Source organism: Sulfitobacter sp. M05 (assembly GCF_029285175.1).
Taxonomy (GTDB): domain Bacteria; phylum Pseudomonadota; class Alphaproteobacteria; order Rhodobacterales; family Rhodobacteraceae; genus Sulfitobacter.
Genome location: NZ_JABEDH010000001.1, coordinates 1,395,875 through 1,418,119, shown reverse-complemented (window position 1 = coordinate 1,418,119; position 22,245 = coordinate 1,395,875). Strand labels below are relative to the sequence as shown.

Below are 22,245 nucleotides of genomic sequence, written 5' to 3'. Positions count from 1 at the left end.
GCGTGACACGAAGTTTTGCAGTGAATGACAGACATTTCTGCAGCAAACAGTTTTTGTTTTAATGCTTCAAATACGGCCTTAAACACCGTTTGAACAGTTGATTGTAGTGAATGTCAGCTTCGGAGCCCTGAGCGGCCGCCATCGAGCTGCGAACAGACTAAGGTTTTTAGAAATTCATACCTGTGAAGTTAGCCCCGCGACCTTCCATTACGCTACGGGCGATAGCAGCGGAGTCATTTCCAGAGTTTGGACTGTGTGGCTGATGTGTTTGTACAGGCTTTTTCTTTTTTGCTCGTAACAACTTGATGATCGCAATCACGAACGCTGCGAATATTAGCATCGGCGCTAAGAGCGAAAGAACTTGGTTAATTGTCATTGTTTACTCCATTGCCGAATAACTTAGCACACAGACCGAGAGTACTTGCAGAGGATGTCATAATTTTGACGGGTAACAAAGTCCGCACAGCCGACATCTAACCATCTTTAAGCAGGTACCGAAACACCGAGTTTGAAGGCCCCTTTAAGGGGCCATTAACACCCCCTTCAAATAACGCCACGCATTTGCCGCAGCCAAGGGGACCACCCCGTTGCCGGCCGCAGCGGATCGTTCCACCCAGAGGGCCATCCCATCATCCAGTCGCTGAACGCTGGGTTTAAGGTCAAGGCACCGGTCGAGTGTTTTTCGCCATTCAACAAGATCACTCGGCATGGGTGGGAATGGGGGAAGGTTTGGCCCTTCCGGTCACTGAAATAAGCTGTGTTACCTAACGCTCAATGCGCAGGTTTGATAAACGTCCCGTTGCGCAGTTCCGCCATGGCTGTTTGAAGCTCTGCGCGGGTGTTCATCACGATCGGCCCGTGCCAGGCGACCGGCTCTTCTATTGGGGCCCCTGAAATCAGCAGAAACCGGATGCCTTCGGGACCGGCCTGAACCGTCACTTCGTCACCGCTGCCAAAGCGGATCAGAGTACGGTCGCCAGACATGTCACGAATGTTGACTTCCTCGCCCGCAACCTCTTTCTCAAGCAGGACGCCAGCGGGCGCGGAGGCATCGGCAAAGGCGCCGGACCCGCCAAAAACATAGGCGAACGCGCGCCGGTAAGTGTCTATCCGAAATGTCTTTTTCACGCCGGCGGGTACGGAAATATCCAGATATTGGGGGTCAGCTGCAATCCCGTCGACGGGGCCTTTTTTGCCCCAGAAATCACCGGTGATCACTTTGACACGGGTGCCGTCATCCTCAGTGACCACGGGAATGTCTGCACTGGTGATGTCCTGATAGCGTGGCGCGATCATTTTCTGGTCGGCAGGCAGGTTGCCCCAAAGCTGGAAACCATGCATTTGCCCGTTGGCATTTCCCTTGGGCATCTCCTGATGCAAGATGCCGCGCCCGGCGGTCATCCACTGCACATCACCGGCCCCCAATGTGCCATCATTGCCCAGTGAATCCGCGTGATCGACAGTGCCTTCCAGCACATAGGTAATGGTTTCGATCCCGCGATGCGGGTGCCAAGGAAAGCCCTTTTCGAAATCCTCGGGGTGGTCATTGCGGAAATCGTCAAACAGCAGGAAGGGGTCCAGTTCTGACGGGTCCTGAAAACCAAAAGCGCGGTAAAGTTTGACGCCGGCCCCTTCCAGCGTGGGGCTGGCGTGGCGGGTTTCAAGTGTGGGTCTGATGGACATATTGACCTCCTTCAAAGGGTGTCCGGTGAAGATAGGCAGGGGGGAGATCTGCGACAACACAGCAAAATTGAACCACCTCTGTGCAGGTTTGCATGTCATCACCAATGGTGATGTGTTTGCTAACATATATTCGTTTTTAGAATTTAAATGTATCCCGTAAACAAGACCTGAACAAAACTCAGGAGGCTCCGATGGCGTGTCAAGATACAGATCACTCAATGAAATTCCCAAAAATCTCCCCGGCTCTTGTCATCGTGGTGCTAAGCTTTGCGGTTGGGCTTTGGCTTCTTTTGTCGGGCGGCGGTGGCTCCCTGATCGGCGCTTCACATCCCCATCAAAGCGCGATTCCCGGGGAGGACTGGCACGGCAATGTGCGCCGCTCCCGGTGACATTGGCCTTGGTGTAAAGCAGTCCCTGACCTCGCGCGGGCGCGCTGAGCGCTGACCCACAGCGTAACCGGTGCGGCAAAAGTCGCAGCTGGGCGCGACATGACGGTTCTGTCCCCGCTTCATGGGGTGAACAGCACAGGGAGAGCGTTATGAAAGTTGGGTTTATCGGGTTGGGTAATGTCGGAGGCAAGCTTGCAGGATCACTGCTGCGCAACGGGGTTGATCTGGCGATCCACGATCTGGATGCGGGGTTGGTTGCAGGTTTTGTGGCGCGTGGGGCGCAGGATGGTGGATCGGCAGCGGGACTGATGCAAAGTTGTGATGCGGTGATCACCTGTCTGCCCAGTCCGGCGGCCTGTGCGGCTGTGCTGGCCGAAATGATGCCGCATGTGGGGGGCGGCAAGATCTGGATGGAGATGTCGACCACGGATGCGGATCAGATCAAGGCGCATGCAGAGGCTGTGCTGGCCCGGGGGGGAGAGGCCGTGGATTGCCCGGTTTCGGGCGGGTGTCACAGGGCCGATACCGGTAATATCTCGATTTATGCGGGCTGCACGCGCGAGACCTTTGACAGGGTGCTGCCGGTCTTGACCCATATGGGCCGGCGCATTCTGCATGTGGGGGATGTGGGTGTATCCAGTACGTTAAAAGTGATGACCAACTATCTGGCAACAATAAACCTTTTGTCTCTTTGCGAGGCGCTGACTGTGATGAAGGCAGCGGGCATGGACCTTGGCGTGACCTATGAGGCGATTGCGGCGTCATCCGGTAATTCCTTTGTACATGAAACCGAGAGCCAGCTGATCTTATCGGGCGCGCGGGACGTGAATTTCACGCTTGATCTGGTGCAAAAGGACGTTGGCCTGTTCCAAAAACTTGCCGATGATCACAATGTGCCGTTGGAGATGTCGCCGTTGATGATTTCGATGTTGTCGGACGCGCAAGCGCGGTTCGGAGAGCGCGCCCAGTCTGACCGGATGATCGAGCGACTGGAAGAGGCAACAGGGCTGAGCATCACTGCGCCGGGGTTTCCGACGGAGCTGGTCGATGATGAACCCGAAGAGCGCGGATATGAGGTGCCGGTGCGCGGGCTCGGTTGATCCGCCGGACGCGCTTGCGCGCGATTACATTTTAGGAATTTGGGGGCGGCGTTCTCGCAGAATAGCGGTGTGGGGACACGCAGAGAGCTTCGCCCGATTTGCTGAGAGGTGCTTGAGGGATCACTGTGATCCTCAAGTCACCTGCGCAAGGGTGGGGGCGATTCCGAACGGCGTAAAGGACGGGCCAATCACAGATTGGTGCCTGCGGCATCCTTGACCCCGTGCAGAATCACCGCTGCGGGGATGTCAGCAGTTGGGCACATTGACCGCGAGACCGCCCAACGAGGTCTCTTTGTATTTCTCGCTCATGTCTGCGCCGGTCTGGCGCATGGTTTCAATACAGGCATCCAGCGGGACAAGGTGGGTGCCATCGCCGCGCAGGGCCAGAGAGGCGGCTGAGACGGCTTTGATTGCGCCCAGCCCGTTGCGTTCGATACAGGGCACCTGCACCAGACCTTTGACTGGGTCGCAGGTCATGCCGAGGTGGTGTTCAAGTGCGATTTCGGCAGCGTTCTCAACCTGTTCCGGCGTGCCACCCATCACAGCACAGAGGCCGGCGGCAGACATGGCGGCGGCCGAGCCGACTTCGGCCTGACAGCCGGCTTCGGCCCCTGAGATCGAAGCGTTGAATTTCACCAGCCCACCGATGGCCGCGGCAGTGAGCAGGAAATCCTCGATATGCGCCTCTGAGGCACCCGGTACATGATCGAGGTAATAGCGCAGGGTGGCGGGCAGCACGCCAGCAGCCCCGTTGGTGGGGGCGGTGACGACCTGACCGCCAGCGGCGTTCTCTTCGTTCACAGCCATGGCATAGGCGCTCATCCAGTCGTTGATTGTGTGGGGTGCGGGTTGGTTCAGGCCGCGTTCCGCGACCAGCGCATCATGGATACCTTTAGCGCGGCGTTTGACATAGAGGCCGCCGGGCAGGGTGCCTTCGCTGGTCAGCCCGCGATCGATGCAATCATTCATCACCTGCCACAGGCGCTTGGTGCCGGCACGCAGATGGATTTCCCCATTACGGGAGACTTCGTTGGCGCGCTTCATCTGGGCGATGGTTTTGCCAGATGATTGTGACATCTCCAGCATCTCGGTTGCGGATTTGAACGGGAAGGGGATTGGCGCCCCCTCGTCAGTGTCCTTGCCCGCAGCCAGTTCACTTTCGGTCATCACAAATCCGCCGCCGATGGAATAATACGTCTCGCGCAGGGTGATGTCGCCCTGGGCATCAGTGGCCATCAGGATCATGCCATTGGCGTGGCCGTCCAGTTTGGTATCATAGTCAAAGATCAGGTCGGTTTTGGGGTTGAAGGCAAGGGCGGGCAGCCCGTCCAAAGTGATCTGATGGGTGTCGTTGATGGCCGCCAGCGCCGCCTCGGCCTTTTCGGCGTCATAGGTTTCCGGCGTGAACCCTGCAAGGCCAAGGATTGTTGCGCGATCGGTCGCATGGCCGACGCCGGTAAAGGCCAGCGAGCCGTGCAGCGATGCCCGCAGCCCTGCAAAATGGAACGGCGAGGCGCGCATGGCTTCCAGAAACCGCTGTGCCGCAACCATCGGCCCCATGGTGTGGGACGAAGACGGGCCAATGCCCACTTTGAACATATCGAAGACGGAAAGAAACATCAGGTGGCGCTGCCTATGGGAGGGGTTGAAGGATGCGGATTGCTAAAAGGATGTGTGCCCAAGCCTTCGGTCAGGTGCAAGCAATCAGTGAATGGCAAGGCATCAAGTCGGGTGCAAATGCATTGAAGTGTTGGGAAAGCGGCAAGGGAAAACCAGGTCTTGGGCCGATCCGTTGGATAAATCGCTGACCAGCGCAACAGGGCTGCGGCGTAAAGATCAAGTGCTGTTGGCGTGCCCCCGCCAAAGATTGCAGGATGGTCGGCGGCGGCTTGGTCCAATATGTGAAAGTTCTGGTTCAGGGTTTGCTCAAGCCCGTCCCGCAGGGCCGCGGCGTGGTCTTGCGCGATGTATTTCTGAGGATAGAACAGCATCCGAAGCGCAGGGTGGAGCGTGTTTGACAGGAAGAACAGCCATTTCAAGAAGTCTGCCCGATTTGGGGCACCGGGGCCGGGGCCAAGCCCGCCATGGGTATCCGCAAGCCAGAGCAGGATTGCGCCGGTCTCAAAGATCGGTCCTTGCGGGGTTTCCAGTACCGGTATCAGTCCCGCAGGATTCAGTGCCCGGTAGTCGGCAGAGGCTTGTTGACGGCTGGCGCGGTCCACCAGACGGGTTTCATAAGGCTGTCCGCACAGCTCAAGGGCGGCCCGGATGATCAGGGAGGCATTGTCAGGGGCGTAGTGCAAAACATAGGTCATGGGAAACATCTAGGGGATCGGGCGGGAGGTGCAGGTGTGAATGCGACCTGATATACGCCATAATGGGCGTATGTGTAATGGATGGCCTGCGCGTTCTCTGGCTGTGGGGCCGCGAAAATCGGACAAATGTCACAAATCCCGGCCAAAAAACCGGCTTCCTGCCCCTCGCGCCCACAAGGGAATCTTTCTATAAGACCTGCAAGACGACCTGCATCTCACTTGCATCGGAGCTGACCCATGGCCGGAGAACTGTCCCCCATCGACAAGGCAAAGTTTGTCGCGGCCAAACGTGCCGCGCAATATGTCGAGGATGGTATGCGTGTGGGACTGGGGACCGGATCGACCGCCGCTTGGCTGGTGCGCTGTCTGGGCGAGATGGTGCGCGATGATGGGTTGCGCATCAAAGGGGTGCCGACCTCGTCCCGCACGGCAGAACTGGCGCGGGCTGTCGGAATTGAGGTGATTTCGCTGGACGAGGCCAAATGGCTGGACCTGACAATCGACGGTGCGGATGAATTTGACGGGGACTTAAACCTGATCAAAGGCGGCGGCGGTGCCCTGTTGCAAGAAAAAATCGTGGCAACGGCAAGTGACCAGATGGTGGTGATTGCTGATGTGGGCAAAGAGGTCGAGACTCTCGGGGCCTTTCCCCTGCCGGTCGAGGTGATCCCATTTGGCTGGCAGACCACGCAGGCATTGATAGAGGAAACGCTGATTTCCATGGATGTTCTGGGGCGCAGGTCGACGCTGCGCATGAGCGGTGACGTGCCTTACATCACAGATGAGGGGAACCACATATTGGACCTGCATATGAACCGCATTGGCAATGCCCGTCAGTTGGCGCTGGTGGTCAACCAGATGCCCGGCGTCGTCGAAAACGGTTTGTTTATCGACATTTGTGACGCAGTTGTGATCGGCTACGGGGATGGTCGTGTCGAGGTGCGGGACATAAATGATGGCACAGTCGCCACCGAGCGGCTGGATTTTGTCGAGGCGGACAATCTGTTTTCCGATCTCTCTGATTAAGGACTATTTGCATGGCTGAAACCTTTGATTTCGACCTTTTTGTTATCGGCGGTGGCTCTGGCGGCGTGCGTGCTGCGCGGGTTGCGGCGGGGGAACACGGGGCCCGCGTTGGCCTGGCCGAGGACGACCGGTATGGCGGCACCTGCGTGATCCGGGGCTGTGTGCCCAAAAAGCTGATGGTGTTCGCATCGGAATATGCCGGCATGCCCGCCGAGGCTGCGGCCTATGGCTGGGACATCAAGGCGGGGGCGTTCGACTGGACCGCGTTTCGCGGCAAGATGACCGATGAGCTGGACCGTCTTGAGGGGGTCTACCGCAAGCTGTTGGCGGGGTCGGGTGTCGAAACATTTGATCTGCGTGCCTCGATCAAGGATGCCCATACGGTGGCCTTGTCGGATGGCACCACCAAAACGGCGAAACATATTCTGATTGCCACCGGCGGACATCCGGTGCGCCCCGATCTGCCAAACGCAGAACTTGGCATCGTTTCTGATGACATCCTTCATTTGGAAACCCTGCCCAAGTCGATGCTGATTATTGGTGGTGGGTATATTGCCTGCGAGTTTGCCTGTATCCTCAATGGCTTGGGTGTTGAAGTCACGCAATACTATCGCGGCGCGCAAATTCTGCGTGGTTTTGATGACGAAGCCCGCGGGCTGGTTTCCGAAAGCATGTGTCACAGCGGCGTTGATTTGCATCTGGGCACAAATATCCTTGAAATGTCACAGGCCGAAGACGGCATTCGCGTCAAATCGACCAATGGCAGCGAGCGGAGTTTCGATCAGGTAATGTTTGCCACGGGCCGTGACCCCTCCAGCAAAGATATGGGGCTTGAGGATGTTGGCGTCGCGCTGGGCCGCAAGGGCCAGATCGAGGTCAACGAATACAGCCAGACCGCGGTGCCGTCGATCTATGCCATTGGTGATGTGACCGACCGCGTGAACCTGACCCCGGTGGCGATCCGTGAAGGGATGGCTTTTGTACAGACGGTATTTGCCGGCACTCCGACTGCCATGGATCACGACCTGATTGCCAGCGCAGTCTTCACTCAGCCCGAGATGGGCACCGTGGGCATGAGTGAGGAAGAAGCAAGCGAACAGGAAGAGATTGAGGTCTACAGCACATCGTTTCGTCCGATGCGGACGGCCTTTGCCGATCAGCCGGACCGGGTTTTGATGAAGCTTGTGGTTTCTAAATCCAGCCGGATTGTTCTGGGGTGTCACATCGTCGCGCCGAATGCCGGGGAACTGATCCAGATGGTGGGTATTGCCGTTAAGGCAAAGCTGACAAAAGAGCAGTTCGATGCGACCTGTGCGGTGCATCCGACCATGTCTGAAGAGCTGGTCACGATGCGCACGCCAACGCGCACCGCATGAAAAGACAGCCGCCACGGGGAACGGGGCGGTTGAAATTGATGGTTTAACAACCACATCAAGACGTAATACGACGGTCGCAAAGCTGCGGCAGAATGAGGGGAAGACGAATACATGGCTGGTAACAACGGCGGTCCTTGGGGCGGCGGCGGAAATTCAGGCGGTGGCGGACGGGACGACGGGCCCGATGGTCGCGGCAATCAGAACGGCGGCGGCGGGCGTGGACCCGGCGACAACAAACCGCAAATCCCCGAGATCGACGAACTGGTCAAAAAGGGGCAGGAACAGCTGCGCGTCTTGATGGGCGGCGGCGGTGGCGGCCCAACACGGGGCAACGGCTCTGGTGGCGGGCGCGGCAACGGCAGTGGGCCGGCGCTGACCCGCGGTACTGTTGGACTGGGGATTGTCGCGGCGGTTGTGGCATGGGGGCTGGCAAGCTTTTACACAGTGCGTCCGGAACAACAGTCAATCGAACTGTTTCTCGGGAAATTCTCGGCTGTTGGCACCGAAGGTCTGAATTTTGCGCCTTGGCCGGTTGTGACCGCCGAAGTGTTTGACGTCACAACCAACCGCACCGAAGAACTTGGTGTGCGGCGCGGCGGCGGCGGCAACGACGGTCTGATGCTGACCACCGACGAAAACATCGTTGATATTGATTTCCAGGTGGTTTGGAACATTAAGAACCCTAAAGATTTCAAGTTCTCCTTGCGGGACCCTGAATCCTCTGTGCGCGCGATTTCCGAATCTGCGATGCGCGAAGTGATCGCGCAGTCCGAACTGGCTCCGATCTTGAGCCGGGACCGTGGTGCGGTTGCCGATCAGGTCAAAGTTCTGATCCAGTCGACATTGGACAACCGCGAGACCGGTATCAATGTGCTGCGTGTCAACCTGAACAAGGTCGATCCGCCCAGCCAGAATGTCATCATCACCTATGCTGATGGCACGACGAGCCAAGGCTCTGTTGTGGATGCCTTCCGCGATGTTCAGGCCGCTGAGCAGGAACGCGATCGGGTGGAGCGTCAGGCAGATGCCTATGCCAACCGCAAAACCGCCGAAGCCCGTGGTGAATCGGCGCAATTGCTGGAAGCCGCCGAAGGTTACCGCGCGCGGGTGGTTAACGATGCTGTTGGTGAGGCCAGCCGCTTTGAGGCGGTTCTGACTGAATATGCCGCTGCACCTGATGTGACGCGCAAACGTCTCTATATCGAAACCATGGAAAAAGTACTGGGGGATGTCGACAAGATCATCCTCGAAAACGGTAATGGCGGTTCCGGAGGGCAGGGTGTTGTGCCTTATCTGCCCCTGAACGAGCTGCGACGCAGCGGAGGATCAAACTAATGGGTAAGTTGGGTTTATTACTGCCCATTGGGGTGGTTGCGATTGTTGCGGCCTTGTCTTCGATCTTTGTGATTGATGAGCGTGAAAAGGCTTTGGTGCTGCGGTTCGGGCAGATTAAGCAGGTGGTGACAGAGCCGGGTATCGGTTTCAAAGTGCCCTTGCTGGACGAGGTTGTGCGATTTGAGGATCGTATCCTGTCGCTGGAAACGGAGCTGATCGAGGTAACACCGGCGGATGACCGGCGTCTGGAAATTGACGCATTTGTTCTTTATCGGATCGATGACATCGAACAGTATCGCAAAGCCATTGGTGCCGGCGGTGAACGTCAGGCCGTTAATGACCTGAGCGGTATTATGGAATCCCAGATCCGGGCAGTTCTTGGTGCGCAGGGTGTGACATCGAACACCATCCTGTCACCTGAGCGTTCTTCCTTGATGGAGCAGATCCGCGAACGGGCAGATGCCCGCGCCGATGCGCTGGGTCTTGCGGTTGTGGATGTGCGTCTGCGTCAGACCAACCTGCCGGAACAGAACTTTGCCGCGACTTTGCAACGGATGATTGCCGAGCGGGACCGCGAAGCGACGGATGAGCGCGCAAGAGGCCGTGAGGCGGCACAGCGGGTAACTGCTTTGGCGGATCGTACCTATGAAGAGATCCTGTCAGAGGCCCGCCGGGATGCGCGGATCATCGAAGGTGAGGCGGATGCGGAACGTAACAAGATCTTTGCAGAAGCCTATGGCAAGGATCAGGAGTTCTTTGAATTCTACCGTTCTCTAACGGCCTATGAGGAAGCGCTGAAAGGCAATAACTCTACCATGGTTCTGTCACCGGATAGTGAGTTCTTTAACTATTTGCGCTCGGACCAAGGTGGAGCGCCGGTTCAAGGTGCGCGCAATTGAGCTTGATCTTTCTGGCTTTCGGGCTGGTGATGATTTTCGAGGGGCTGGTGTACGCACTGGCCCCTTCGTTTTTGGAACGCATGTTGGAAGCGCTGCGTCAGATGCCCGAAGCGGCTGTGCGCCAGATCGGGTTTCTGGTGATTGTAGCGGGTTTGATTTTTGTCTGGATCGCCTTTCAAATTGGGGCGTAACCCAAAGGCGCAGGCAAGCCTGCACGACATTTTTTTGGGGCTCTGCCCCGTCATCAAAGATGACTCCCCGCAGGATTTAAGGCCAAAAAGAGAAACGAAGAGGCGGCGGTGCGCAGGGCATCTGCCATCGGGGCAGTTGAATTCCCTGTGATAAGCCACATGTTTGATGTTGCGGCAGGGGCAAGAGCGTTGCAGTCTGTTTGCAAGGAATTTCCGGGCGCATATGCCCCACAAAAGTACAGCAGGAGAACACGGATGCAGACACAGGCCAATTTGCGGCGGCGCAGCGGTGCGCAGGTCAAGGTGCAGGCAAAACCGGTGTCGGAGCGTTTTGCCTGGAAGTCGATGATGCTGACTGTTCTGGCTTTTGCATTGGTGTTGTTGCAGGCGGTGGCGGCGTTTGCCAAGCCTGAAAGTCTGGCTCCTTTGGCCGAAAAGATCAGCCCGTCTGTGGTGAATATCACCACCTCGACTGTGGTCGAAGGGCGCACCGGTCCGCGTGGTATTGTGCCGGAAGGATCGCCGTTTGAGGATTTTTTCCGCGAGTTTCAGGATCGCAACAATGGCGGTGACGGGGAGGGGCGCAGGCCGCGCCGGTCATCAGCCTTGGGGTCAGGGTTTGTCATTTCCGAAGACGGGTTTGTTGTGACCAACAACCACGTCATTGAAGGGGCTGACGAGATCACCATCGAGTTCTTTTCCGGTCGTGAGCTGAAAGCCAAGGTGATCGGCACAGACCCCAACACCGATATTGCCTTGTTGAAAGTCGAGGCCACCGAGCCACTGCCATTTGTTAACTTTGGCGATAGTGATGCGGCGCGGGTAGGCGATTGGGTGATTGCCATGGGCAACCCGCTGGGACAGGGGTTTTCGGTGTCTGCCGGGATCGTGTCTGCCCGTAACCGTGCGCTTTCGGGGACTTATGATGATTACATTCAGACCGATGCGGCGATCAACCGAGGCAACTCGGGGGGGCCTTTGTTTAATATGGACGGAGGGGTGATCGGTGTTAACACGGCCATTTTGTCGCCAAACGGCGGGTCGATCGGTATCGGGTTTTCCATGGCGTCCAATGTGGTGACGCGGGTGGTGGATCAGTTGAAGGAATTCGGCGAGACGCGCCGTGGCTGGTTGGGGGTACGCATTCAGGACGTGACCGATGATGTGGCTGATGCCATGGGGTTGGCCAAGGCGACCGGTGCTTTGATCACAGATGTGCCAGAGGGGCCGGCGAAAGAGGCGGGCCTGTTGACCGGAGATGTGATCCTGTCGTTTGACGGTGTTGAGGTGGCGGATACCCGTGCGCTTGTTCGGCAGGTGGGCAACAGCCCGGTTGGTGCTGCTGTCCGGGTGACCGTAATGCGCGAGGGCAAGAGCCAGACCATCAAGGTGGTTCTGGGCCGGCGAGAGGATGCCAACGGAGAGGGTACGCAAACGGATGGCCCTGAAGCCGAGGCTGAACCGGAAACCAAAGATTTACTGGGGTTGACCCTGTCGCCATTAAACAATGCCATTCGCAAGGAGCTTGACCTTGAAGAGGAACTGACCGGATTGGCGGTGACAGAGGTAGATGAAACGTCGGAAGCCTTTGAAAAGGGGCTGCGCACCGGGGATGTGATCACCGAGGCGGGGCAGCAGAAGGTTGTCAACATTGCCGATCTTGAAAAACGGGTTGCGGCGGCAAAAGAAGCGGGACGTAAGTCACTGTTGTTGCTGGTCCGTCGCAACGGTGATCCACGGTTTGTGGCCTTGGCTTTGGGCAGCTGAGCCGCTCACAGAGGTATCTGCTTGCGACAAGAAGGGCACCTTACCGGGTGCCCTTTTGCGTTACTCTGACGGCACGCGCGGCACGGCGATCAGGCCCAATGTGCGGGCTGTGGCCAAGGAAAGCACAGCGCTGTCGAGACCCTGTGCGCGCTGGAACCTTTCTACCGCGGTGCGCGTTTTGGCATCAAGCTTGCCGGTGATGGCACCGCTATAGCCGCCGCGGACTTGCAAGGCGCGTTGCAATGAGGACAGGAATTCCGGGGTCAGAACATCCGGACAAGGGGTCTGGAACCAGTTATCGCGGCGCGGTGTCACAATCACCTGACGTTTTTCGGTGCGGTAGACGGGCAGGCGACCAATTGTGCCATCCGGATTCACCAATGCCGGCTTGATCTGCACCTGTTCGGTGACACGCTCCACCACGGCGGGGCTGATGGTCTTGCCCCAACAACTGCCTGCCGGCGCGTCGGCGGGCCCGTTGCGCGTGGCTTCCAGAACGCCGGGTTCAGGGGGCTCCGCTGGGGACGGGGAGGTCACGGGATCACAGCCGGCCAGCGCTGTGCAGGTCAGCAGTGCGAGTGCCAGGTGCCACGCCCGCCTGTTCTTGAAAATTGCCTGTGTCATTGCCCGCTGCCTTTGGGTCTGGTTTTTCAGGCACAATAGCGCGTTTTTGGCGCGCTGCAAAGCGGCAGAGGTGACTGCGAAAAGGGGCTGGCAGAGGTGGACGGCCCCCGTTAGAAACAATCTAAACTTTAAGACAGGAAAACAGATATGGCAAAAATTACCTATGTCGAGCATGGCGGCAAAGAGCATGTGGTCGATGTGGCCAACGGGCTGACGGTCATGGAAGGCGCACGCGACAATAACATCCCCGGCATCGAGGCTGATTGTGGCGGGGCCTGTGCCTGTTCCACCTGCCACGTCTATGTGGATGAAGCATGGGTAGAAAAAGTGCCGGCCAAGGACGACATGGAAGAAGACATGCTCGATTTCGCATTCGAGCCTGATCCAAAAACCTCACGTTTGACCTGCCAGATAAAGGTCACGGATGAGCTGGACGGTCTGCGCGTCAAAATGCCAGCCAAGCAGATTTGATGCGGTTGCTGGGCATTTTGTTGTGCGGGCTTTGTGCCCTGCCGGCGGATGCCCAGCAGATCACCTCGGCAGTTTTTGTTGAGCCCACGTCCCGCTATGCGCATGGCATTCTGGGGGATGCAATTGAATGGGGCGGGTTGCAGATAGATGTTGCAGGGCAGGGCCGCGTGACAGTGGATCTGCCGAAGGATCATGTATTCGAAGATATCGCCCCGCGATTGTGGGATGTCACCGGTGATGGACAACCCGAGGTCGTGGTGGTTGAAACCGATATGGCCAAGGGGGCGGCGCTGGCGGTTTATACCGCAGAGGGTAAAATTGCCGAAACCCCGCATATCGGGCGCAGCAATCGTTGGCTGGCCCCGATTGGCGCGGCTGATCTGGACGGGGACGGGGTGATTGAAGTCGCTTATGTTGACCGCCCGCATCTGGCCAAAACCATTCGAATCTGGCGTTTCGAAGCGGGCAATAAACTGACACCGATTGCTGCGCTGCGGGGGTTCACCAACCATAGGATCGCAGAGGCGGACATCGCAGGCGGTATCCGTAGCTGTGCGGGCAGACCTGAAATGATTGTGGCCACAGCGGATTGGGTGCGGCTTGCCGCCGTCAGCTTTGAAGGCCGCACTTTTGCGGTACGCGATATCGGGCCACACACGGGCCGCGCCAGCTTTGCAGCAGCGCTGGCCTGCGATTAGAGGTTTTCAGGTTTCTTTGGAAACACTGAAGGGCCTAGGGTCAGGACCCATTAATCCTGTGCCGTCAGTTTGCCTGATTTTTTCGCTAACAAGGAACATCTTATGCAGGAATCCCCTCTCGGGACATTGCTGCGCAATGCCCTGTCGGGCAGTGGTGGTTCTATTTCAAATAGATGTAACGCCCCCTCTCGGGATCATCCTTTGGATGACCCTGCCGGGCAATGGGAAGCGGGAAAATCCGGCAAACCCGCAGGGCAGTAATTTCACTTCATTTCAGCGTCTTGGACCGCTTGCAAATAGAACCACTATTGACCGCGCGGCCCAAACCATTGAAATTTCGTGGAATTGCCGCTGACGATACAGGATTATTGGGGCCTGACCCTAATCCAGCGCCCGCCAGCCAATATCACTGCGGCTAAACCCTTCAGGCCAGTCGATCCGGCTAAGCATATCATAGGCGCGGTTGCGGGCTTCTTTCAAAGTGTTCCCCCGCGCGGTGACATTCAGCACGCGGCCACCGGTGGCGGTGAGGCTGCCGTCTTTGGCGGTGGTGCCGGCATGGAAAACCATATTGCTGCTGTCCTCGGGCAAACCGTCCAGCCCTTTGATCACCGTGCCTTTTTCATAGGCGGCAGGATAGCCTTTGGCCGCCATCACAACTGTGATCGCGTGGTCGTCTGCCCAGTTGACCTGCACTTGCGAAAGGCGGCCCTGTGCGGTGGCATGGATCAGATCAAAGGCCTGTGCACCAAGACGCATCATCAGCACCTGACATTCGGGATCACCAAAACGGGCGTTGTATTCAACCAGACGCGGCTGGCCGTCCTTGATCATCAGGCCGGCATAAAGCACCCCTTGATACGGGATGCCGCGTTTTGCCATTTCGGCCATGGTCGGGCGGATGATTTCATCCAACGCCTTTTGTGCAATCTCGTCGGTTAGAACCGGCGCGGGGGAATAGGCCCCCATGCCGCCGGTGTTCGGGCCGGTGTCGCCGTCGCCAACGCGTTTGTGATCCTGTGCGGTACCGATGGGCAGGACATTTTCGCCGTCACATAGAACAAAGAACGACGCTTCTTCACCTTCCATGAACTCTTCGATCACCACCTCGGCACCGGCGTCGCCAAAGGCACCATCGAACATTTCATCCACTGCTGCGGCGGCTTCGGCGTCGGTCATCGCGATGATCACCCCTTTGCCAGCGGCCAGACCATCGGCTTTGATCACCAACGGCGCGGGGGTTTGGGCGACATAGGCACTTGCACTCGCGTGATCGGTGAAATGGGCGTATCCGGCTGTGGGCGCATTGCTGGCAGCGCAGATCTCCTTGGTGAAGGCTTTGGAGGCTTCCAGCTGTGCCGCCGCAGACGAGGGGCCGAAGACCAGAAACCCTGCACCGCGCAGGTCGTCGGCAACACCGGCGGCGAGCGGCGCTTCTGGGCCGATGATAACAAAGTCGATGTTGTTTTCTTCGCAAAAGGTAATGACCGCCGCACCATCCATGATGTCGATACTGGCGCAATCGGCGATTTTCGCGATGCCAGCGTTGCCCGGAGCGACGATCAGCTTGTCACATTTGGGGTTTTGCAAAGTGGCCCAAGCGAGGCTGTGTTCGCGTCCGCCGCTGCCTAAAATCAGGATGTTCATCAGCATGTTCCCTTGGCCTTTGATTGCGGGCGTTCTAAGCTGTGGGGCGGCAAGGGGCAAGGCAATCTAAAACGTCTGGCCTTTTGAATGAACCGAACTATATCGCCAATGTCCCGAGGGCGGCAAAGCCGTGGCAAGGTATGGGCGGTGCGGGTTAAAGGCGAGGCGATTTGATGGACATGTTTGACGATACACCTGACGAGGTGGCACCGGGGCAGAACAGCCCGGAGTTTTCGGTTACCGAACTGTCGGGTGCGATCAAACGGGTGATCGAGGGCGAATTTTCACATGTGCGCATCAAGGGTGAAGTCGGGCGCGTCAGCCGGCCACGCTCGGGGCATATCTATCTGGACCTGAAAGACGATAAATCGGTGATCTCCGGGGTGATTTGGAAGGGTGTTTCTGCCCGGCTTGAGACCCAGCCTGAAGAGGGGATGGAAGTGATTGCCACCGGGCGGATCACCACCTTTGGCGGGCAGTCAAAGTATCAGATCGTCATTGAAGATATTAAACCCGCCGGTATGGGCGCACTGATGGCGCTGCTGGAAAAGCGCAAAAAGATGCTGGCGGCGGAAGGCTTGTTCGATCCTGCCCGCAAGCGGCCTCTTCCCTATCTGCCGGAGGTCATCGGGGTGGTGACCTCGCCCTCTGGCGCTGTGATCCGCGATATTCTTCACAGGCTGCGGGACCGATTCCCGCGCAAGGTGTTGATCTGGCCTGTGGCAGTGCAGGGGGCAAAATGCGCGCCTGAAGTGGCCCGTGCCATTGACGGGTTTAATGCGATGACGCCTGGCGGGGCCATGCCCCGTCCTGACCTGTTGATCGTGGCACGAGGCGGCGGGTCGGTCGAGGATCTGTGGGGGTTTAACGAGGAAGTTGTGGCGCGGGCCGCAGCGGCAAGTGCCATCCCGCTGATTTCTGCTGTGGGGCATGAGACCGACACGACATTGATTGATTTTGTCTCCGACAAGCGCGCGCCGACGCCAACCGCGGCTGCGGAACTTGCTGTGCCGGTGCGCCATGAACTGGTGGCATGGTTGGAAGGGCAATCCGCGCGTATGGGGCAATTGCTGAGCAACGGGTTGAGCGCGCGGGGGCAGCGTTTGCGCGATATGGCGCGGGCTTTGCCGCGTGCGGAAACTTTGTTGGATGGTCCGCGCCAGCGGATGGATCGTGCGGGCGAGCAACTTGGCCCCGCGTTGATTGCCGGTGTACAGCGTCGTCGGGTGCGTCTGGCGGATGTGTCAGGGTCGTTGCGTTCTGCAACCCTGCGCCAGCGGCTGGCAAATGACCGGCGGCGTCTGGATGCGCTGGCCGTTCGGTTGGGGCCGGCTCTGGGGCGTGGTGTCGCGGCCAAGCGCGACCGTTTCGAAAGCCGCGCCAAGGGGTTCCGGCCCGAGGCCCTTGCACGCGACCGGGCGGTCAAGGCCGAGGTATTCGAGAAATTGGCGCAGCGCCTGTCCGATGCTGGCGTGCGGCAGACAATGGGCTGGCGGCAGCGGTTGGCCGGGCTTGAGCGGTTGCGCGAAACGATGAGTTACAAAGCCACGCTGGCGCGGGGGTATGCGGTGGTACGGGGCGACGGGGCCGTGGTGACGGATTCCAAAGCGGTGCGAAAAGCCGTTGAGCTGGAGATTGAATTTGCCGACGGGCGGGTCAAGGTCGGTCAGAAACCGGCCCCTGCGCGTAAGAAGGGAACACCGGAAGCACCGGAGCAGGGAACGCTGTTGTAACAGCTTGGCCGCTTGGGCAATTCGGCGAAGAGGGCTGTCAGGGGATTGAACGCAGCTGACGGCGTCCGGTCGAGGGTGAGGACAGTATATAAGGCCAAAAAGAGGAGGAAGAGGCGGCTGGCGCGGCTCTCAGACTCCGACCTTAGGGCCGAGGCAGAGCATTTTCTGATCCCCTTCATTGGCTTCGTATAGTTCGGTGGTGTCGGGGCGGTTTTCGAATCTGGCGATCAAGCCGTTGGCACCTTTACTGAAGCTCCAGCATTGCGGATCGGGATTGTTTTCATAGACAAAACAGATCAACCCGTTGGCGTCGTACCATTCACCTTCCTTGCAATCCCCATCCAGAAAGGACCACTCGACACGGCGGTTTTCGTAGTAGATTTCAGCACCATAAGCCTGACCGGATTTGCCGTAGAACAGGGTTTTACCTTTGGTATAGGCATCGAACTCTTCAGGGGTGAGGAGATCCTGTGCAGCAAGCGGGGTGGTCAGCAATATGAGCAGCAGCGCGTGTTTTTTCATAGTGCGAGACTGGCAGAAAACCGGTGCAACGACCAGAGGTTCAGGTGGAGTTTTGCCGCGTTAAGTCATGTCGCGGCCTATGCTGGCTGTTTCTTATTGGCGAAACCGGGCGCGTCACAGGAGAATTGTGATACCTGTAGAAACATGCCGAACGCGCAAAGGACAAGGGAATTGTCGTTTTCGGATCGTAGTGTGCGGCGTGTTTTTGCTAGAAAGGGCGCAATACTGGATGGAGGGACAGGAAATGGCGCTGGATCAGCACGACAAGGCCGCAGGCAAAGGCCCAGAAAAGGGCGTTTGGAAGTCGGGCAAGGGGAAAGGTCGGCGTCATACCAAGGGTCGACAGTTGCTGGACGGTCCATGGGAAGAGGTGCGAGCCCTGTTGGGAGACCAACCGCGCCGCGCGGATTTGCTGATCGAGTTTCTGCATCTGATACAGGATGCCTATGGTTGTCTATCCGCAGCGCATTTACGCGCTTTGGCCGAAGAGATGCGGATGTCGATGGCCGAAGTCTATGAGGTGGCCAGTTTTTACGCGCATTTCGATGTCGTGAAAGAAGGCGAGGTGCCGCCACCGGCCTTGACGATCCGAGTTTGTGATTCTCTGTCCTGCGAGCTGGCTGGGGCGCAAGCGCTGAAAGCGGCATTGGAAGACGGGCTTGATGCCAGTGACGTGCGTGTCTTACGCGCGCCCTGCATGGGGCGTTGTGATACGGCACCGGTGCTGGAGATCGGGCATAATCATATCGACCATGCAACGGTAGAGAAGGTTGAGGCGGCGATTGCGGCGGATGATACCCACGTGCATGTGCCAGCCTATGAAGGGTTCGACGCCTATGTCGCCGAGGGCGGCTATGGCAAGTTGAAAGAGCTGCGTGCATCCGGCAATTGGGAAGAGGTGCAGGAGACCGTGCTGGCATCAGGATTGCGCGGTTTGGGCGGCGCGGGTTTCCCATCTGGTAAGAAATGGGGGTTTGTGCGTGCCAATGCCGGCCCGCGTTATATGGCCGTGAACGGGGACGAGGGCGAGCCGGGCACATTCAAGGACCGCTATTATCTTGAGCGCGTGCCGCATCTGTTCCTTGAGGGCATGTTGATTGCCGCATGGGCCGTGGAAGCGGAAAAAGTATTCATCTATATGCGCGACGAATATCCGGCGGTGCTGGATATTCTGGCGACCGAGATTGCCGCACTGGAAGCTGCGGGCATTGTCGAGGCCGGATTTATTGATCTGCGCCGTGGGGCCGGGGCCTATATCTGTGGCGAGGAATCCGCGATGATCGAAAGCATCGAGGGCAAGCGGGGCATGCCGCGTCACCGGCCGCCTTTTGTGGCGCAGGTCGGGGTTTTTGGCCAGCCAACGTTGGTTCATAACGTTGAGACCCTGCATTGGGTGACACGGATTTACCGTGAAGGGCCGGAAGTTCTGTCCGGGACCGAGCTGAACGGGCGCAAGGGGCTGCGATCTTATTCCGTCTCTGGACGTGTGGCACAGCCGGGGGTTTATCTGCTGGCGGCGGGATCGACGATCACCGATGTCATTGCGGCGGCGGGGGGCATAGCCGAGGGGCAGGTGTTCAAGGCCTATCAGCCAGGCGGGCCGTCTTCGGGTCTGTTGCCCGCAAGCATGAATGACATTCCGCTGGATTTCGACACGCTTCAGCCCCACGGCACTTTCATTGGATCGGCGGCGGTTGTGGTGTTGTCCGAAGAGGATTCCGCACGGGCGGCAGCGCTGAATATGCTGCGGTTCTTTGAGGATGAAAGCTGTGGGCAATGTACCCCCTGCCGGGTTGGGTGTGAAAAAGCGGTCAAGCTGATGCAGGCAGAGCGCTGGGATACCGGATTGCTGGAAGAATTGTCCACGGCGATGGTTGATGCCTCGATCTGCGGTTTGGGGCAGGCGGCACCAAATCCGATCCGCATGGTGATGAAACACTTTGCTGATGAGGTTTAGGAGGGGATCGGTTTCTTTCAAAGAAATCGGCCGGAATTTTTGAAAAATTCCGGTCCCCGCTGACCGCTTAGTTTTCCATCACGCGACAGCGGCACCCTTGGCGGCGCATGGCTTTGCACAGCTGGCGCGCGCTGTCCTTGGTGTTACGGCCAAACTGCGCGAAAAAATATCCTTTGTTGCGCGCAACCCGGTGTGGTTTGTAAATCAGTTCGGGCTTTTCACGCCCGAGAACGCCACGGCAGGCCGCGGTCCTGAACCGCGCCGCGGCGCGGGCGGCTTTCTTCGATTGGGCAAAACCGACCTGCACCCCCCAGGGTTTGATCTTTGGGGCTGGCGGTTTCGGCTTTGCCAGCGGGGTGATCCGGCGGTTTTTGGCCATTGCATAACAGGCAGGCAGGAAGTCTTGTGTTTTGGACAGGCGCATGTCGTGCGCTTTGGGTTTTCCATCGCGCCAGTCTTCGGCGGGCAGGCCGGTAATGATCGGCACATAGTTGACGGTTTCCGGGGCCAGCCCTTTGCCCGCCAGAAACCCTTCGGCGCGGCGTTCCCCGCCGTTATAGCCGATCGCCGCCATGCCTTCGTTTCCGTATTTTCTTAACATTTCAGCGAGATATTGTGCAGAATGCTCTAGGGCATTCGCCGGATTATAGGGGTCGTTCAGCCCGCGCAGTTTTGCGGTCGAGGGGATAAACTGGGCAATGCCACGGGCATTTGCGTGGGATAACGCATTGGGATCAAACCTGCTTTCCTGCCAGATCAACCGCGCGAAAAAGCCACGGTCCAATCCGTGGCGTTTTGAAAAGACCTTGATCGCATTGCAGGTGTCATAGACAAAATGTGCTGGACGGATGCAGTGGGCATGTCCCCATTTTTGCGAGGAACACATGCGCCCGGGCTCTGCTTGTGCCGTGTCGGCGCAGGGGGCGGTCAATAACAGGGCAACAAGGGCAAGTTTGATCTGCATGGGGTGTTGTTGCGGGTCCCTCGCGCCTATGTCAATTCAAACAGGTACACTTCCATCCCCGCGACAGAGGGGGTAAGTCTGATCGAAACTGGTGCGGAGACCCTCCTTGGCGTTTTTCAAGAAATTAAAAGACCGTATGTTCAAGTCCTCGTCCAAGATTGACGAGGGGCTAGAGGCCATTGTCGGAGAGGGCGAAACCCAGGACAGCGCAGCAGAGATAGAAGCGCAGGAAGCTGCGGTAGCGGCTGAGGCTGAAGCACAGGTCGCTGCTGAAGCGCAGGCGGCAAAAGAAGCCGAGGCGCAGGCGCAAAGGGCGGCGCAAGAAAAAGCTGCACGTTTGGCGGCGCAGACCGCAGCTGATGAAAAAGCCGCCCGCGCAGCCGAGGCACAGGCGGTCCGTGACGCGGCAGATGCCGCCGCGCAGGCCGCAGAACGTGAGGCGGCCAGCCAAGCGGAAGCGGCGCAGATGCGCGAAACGGCAGCAGCAGCCGAGGCTGCGCGTCAGGCAGAAATTGCACAAAAAGAAGCGCAAGAAGCAGCACAACAGGCCGCCGAACCGCCCGCGCCGCCTGCGCCAGCCGCCCCTGAAACGTTGAAAACCACGCTGACTCCAGTGGCCCCCGATCTGGAAGAGGCGACGTCAGCGCCGGCTGCGAAACCCGGTCTTTTAGGGCGTCTGATGGGGCGTGCGGCACCCAAGACCGTGGTGCGCCGGGTGCTTGATGACGACATGTTGGAACAGCTCGAAGAGTTGTTGATCAGTGCCGATATGGGGGTGGATACGGCCCTGCGCGTGACGGCCAATATGGCCGAGGGACGCTTTGGCAAAAAGCTGTCCGTGGGGGAAATCAAGGCGCTGATGGCGGATGAAATTGCGCGGATCATGGAACCGGTGGCGCGGCCCTTACCGCTTTACCCCAAGACCCCGCAAGTGGTTCTGGTGGTGGGGGTCAACGGCTCTGGCAAGACGACAACCATCGGTAAACTGGCCAGCCAGTTCAAGGCGGCGGGCAAGTCTGTGGTGATTGCGGCGGGGGATACGTTTCGTGCGGCTGCAGTTGAACAATTGCAAGTCTGGGGGGAACGCGCCGGCGTGCCGGTGCTGACCGCAGCACAGGGATCGGACCCTGCAAGCCTTGCTTTTGACGCCATGGCACAGGCCGAGGCCGAAGGTGCGGACCTGCTGTTGATCGACACCGCCGGCCGTTTGCAAAACCGCAGTGATCTGATGGAAGAGCTGGCCAAAATCGTGCGTGTGATCCGTAAAAAGGACGAGACCGCCCCGCATAACACCTTGCTGGTGCTGGATGCGACCACGGGGCAGAACGCGGTGAGCCAAGTGAAGGTTTTTCAAGAGATTTCCGACGTATCCGGGTTGGTGATGACCAAGTTGGACGGCACCGCCAAGGGCGGTGTTCTGGTGGCGCTTGCAGATAAGTTCGGCCTGCCGATCCACGCGATCGGAGTGGGGGAACAAATAGACGATCTGTCCCCGTTTGATCCGCAAGAGTTTGCTGATGCGCTGATCGGGCACGAGCGTTGAACAGG

Annotated in this window: 21 protein-coding genes; 13 read left to right on the top strand and 8 right to left on the bottom strand. The window is 58.4% G+C overall.

Going from position 1 to position 22,245, the window contains the following annotated elements; translation table 11 throughout:
• Positions 1-166: 166 nt before the first annotated feature.
• Positions 167-376, bottom strand: coding sequence for a hypothetical protein (locus tag HKX44_RS07050; protein ID WP_276150566.1), 210 nt, complete (start codon positions 374-376; stop codon positions 167-169).
• Positions 377-771: 395 nt separating this feature from the next.
• Positions 772-1,683, bottom strand: coding sequence for a pirin family protein (locus HKX44_RS07045; RefSeq protein ID WP_276150565.1), 912 nt, complete (start codon positions 1,681-1,683; stop codon positions 772-774).
• A gap of 538 nt (positions 1,684-2,221) precedes the next feature.
• Between HKX44_RS07045 and HKX44_RS07040 the strand changes: the two genes are divergently transcribed.
• A complete protein-coding gene (locus tag HKX44_RS07040) occupies positions 2,222-3,172 on the top strand; it encodes an NAD(P)-dependent oxidoreductase (protein WP_276150564.1) in 951 nt (316 codons plus the stop codon).
• Positions 3,173-3,418: 246 nt separating this feature from the next.
• On the opposite strand, the gene HKX44_RS07035 is transcribed toward HKX44_RS07040, so the two are convergent.
• Both HKX44_RS07035 and HKX44_RS07030 read right to left on the bottom strand, forming a co-directional pair.
• Positions 3,419-4,792, bottom strand: a complete 1,374-nt coding sequence (locus tag HKX44_RS07035) for an L-serine ammonia-lyase (protein WP_276150563.1) — start codon at positions 4,790-4,792, stop codon at positions 3,419-3,421.
• A complete protein-coding gene (locus tag HKX44_RS07030; protein ID WP_276150562.1) occupies positions 4,792-5,487 on the bottom strand; it encodes a glutathione S-transferase in 696 nt (231 codons plus the stop codon). Before HKX44_RS07030 ends, HKX44_RS07035 begins: the two co-directional genes overlap by 1 nt.
• Positions 5,488-5,724: 237 nt before the next feature.
• Here HKX44_RS07030 and rpiA point away from each other — a divergent pair, with 237 nt between their 5' ends.
• From rpiA to HKX44_RS07000, 6 genes are all read left to right on the top strand, one after another.
• Entirely contained in the window at positions 5,725-6,513 is a 789-nt protein-coding gene (gene rpiA, locus HKX44_RS07025) for a ribose-5-phosphate isomerase RpiA (protein ID WP_276150561.1), read from the top strand.
• 11 nt (positions 6,514-6,524) lie between these two features.
• A complete protein-coding gene (gor, locus tag HKX44_RS07020) occupies positions 6,525-7,889 on the top strand; it encodes a glutathione-disulfide reductase (RefSeq protein ID WP_276150560.1) in 1,365 nt (454 codons plus the stop codon).
• A gap of 111 nt (positions 7,890-8,000) precedes the next feature.
• On the top strand, positions 8,001-9,224 hold the full coding sequence (gene hflK, locus HKX44_RS07015; protein ID WP_276150559.1) for an FtsH protease activity modulator HflK: 1,224 nt from the start codon (positions 8,001-8,003) through the stop codon (positions 9,222-9,224).
• A complete protein-coding gene (hflC, locus tag HKX44_RS07010; RefSeq protein ID WP_276150558.1) occupies positions 9,224-10,123 on the top strand; it encodes a protease modulator HflC in 900 nt (299 codons plus the stop codon). Before hflK ends, hflC begins: the two co-directional genes overlap by 1 nt.
• Complete coding sequence (locus HKX44_RS07005; protein WP_276150557.1) at positions 10,120-10,314, top strand: DUF2065 domain-containing protein; 195 nt, start codon at positions 10,120-10,122, stop codon at positions 10,312-10,314. Before hflC ends, HKX44_RS07005 begins: the two co-directional genes overlap by 4 nt.
• Before the next feature lie 345 nt (positions 10,315-10,659).
• On the top strand, positions 10,660-12,081 hold the full coding sequence (locus HKX44_RS07000) for a DegQ family serine endoprotease (RefSeq protein ID WP_276150829.1): 1,422 nt from the start codon (positions 10,660-10,662) through the stop codon (positions 12,079-12,081).
• 60 nt (positions 12,082-12,141) lie between these two features.
• Here HKX44_RS07000 and HKX44_RS06995 read toward each other — a convergent pair whose 3' ends face one another.
• Positions 12,142-12,705, bottom strand: coding sequence for a peptidoglycan-binding domain-containing protein (locus tag HKX44_RS06995; RefSeq protein ID WP_276150556.1), 564 nt, complete (start codon positions 12,703-12,705; stop codon positions 12,142-12,144).
• A gap of 147 nt (positions 12,706-12,852) precedes the next feature.
• Between HKX44_RS06995 and HKX44_RS06990 the strand changes: the two genes are divergently transcribed.
• The 3 genes from HKX44_RS06990 (at position 12,853) to HKX44_RS06980 (ending at position 14,135) form a co-directional block, all read left to right on the top strand.
• On the top strand, positions 12,853-13,176 hold the full coding sequence (locus HKX44_RS06990; RefSeq protein WP_276150555.1) for a 2Fe-2S iron-sulfur cluster-binding protein: 324 nt from the start codon (positions 12,853-12,855) through the stop codon (positions 13,174-13,176).
• Complete coding sequence (locus HKX44_RS06985; protein ID WP_276150554.1) at positions 13,176-13,874, top strand: VCBS repeat-containing protein; 699 nt, start codon at positions 13,176-13,178, stop codon at positions 13,872-13,874. The genes HKX44_RS06990 and HKX44_RS06985 overlap by 1 nt, the downstream gene beginning before the upstream one ends.
• A 102-nt stretch (positions 13,875-13,976) precedes the next feature.
• Positions 13,977-14,135: a hypothetical protein gene (locus tag HKX44_RS06980; protein WP_276150553.1), complete on the top strand. Its 159-nt coding sequence runs from the start codon at positions 13,977-13,979 to the stop codon at positions 14,133-14,135.
• A 120-nt stretch (positions 14,136-14,255) separates the two neighbouring features.
• Here HKX44_RS06980 and purD read toward each other — a convergent pair whose 3' ends face one another.
• Positions 14,256-15,521 carry a phosphoribosylamine--glycine ligase gene (gene purD, locus HKX44_RS06975; protein ID WP_276150552.1) on the bottom strand — a complete coding sequence of 422 codons (1,266 nt, stop codon included), beginning with the start codon at positions 15,519-15,521 and terminating at the stop codon, positions 14,256-14,258.
• Positions 15,522-15,694: 173 nt separating this feature from the next.
• Between purD and xseA the strand changes: the two genes are divergently transcribed.
• Positions 15,695-17,254 (top strand): exodeoxyribonuclease VII large subunit, encoded by a 1,560-nt coding sequence (gene xseA, locus HKX44_RS06970; protein ID WP_276150551.1) that lies wholly within the window; start codon positions 15,695-15,697, stop codon positions 17,252-17,254.
• A 129-nt stretch (positions 17,255-17,383) separates the two neighbouring features.
• Here the strand turns inward: xseA and HKX44_RS06965 are convergent, their stop codons facing one another.
• On the bottom strand, positions 17,384-17,776 hold the full coding sequence (locus HKX44_RS06965) for a hypothetical protein (protein ID WP_276150550.1): 393 nt from the start codon (positions 17,774-17,776) through the stop codon (positions 17,384-17,386).
• A gap of 244 nt (positions 17,777-18,020) precedes the next feature.
• Between HKX44_RS06965 and HKX44_RS06960 the strand changes: the two genes are divergently transcribed.
• Positions 18,021-19,733: an NAD(P)H-dependent oxidoreductase subunit E gene (locus tag HKX44_RS06960; protein WP_276150828.1), complete on the top strand. Its 1,713-nt coding sequence runs from the start codon at positions 18,021-18,023 to the stop codon at positions 19,731-19,733.
• Positions 19,734-19,800: 67 nt separating this feature from the next.
• Here HKX44_RS06960 and HKX44_RS06955 read toward each other — a convergent pair whose 3' ends face one another.
• Positions 19,801-20,697, bottom strand: a complete 897-nt coding sequence (locus HKX44_RS06955; RefSeq protein WP_276150549.1) for a lytic transglycosylase domain-containing protein — start codon at positions 20,695-20,697, stop codon at positions 19,801-19,803.
• Between the two features lie 106 nt (positions 20,698-20,803).
• Here HKX44_RS06955 and ftsY point away from each other — a divergent pair, with 106 nt between their 5' ends.
• A complete protein-coding gene (gene ftsY / locus HKX44_RS06950; RefSeq protein WP_276150548.1) occupies positions 20,804-22,240 on the top strand; it encodes a signal recognition particle-docking protein FtsY in 1,437 nt (478 codons plus the stop codon).
• The last annotated feature ends 5 nt before the right edge of the window (positions 22,241-22,245 follow it).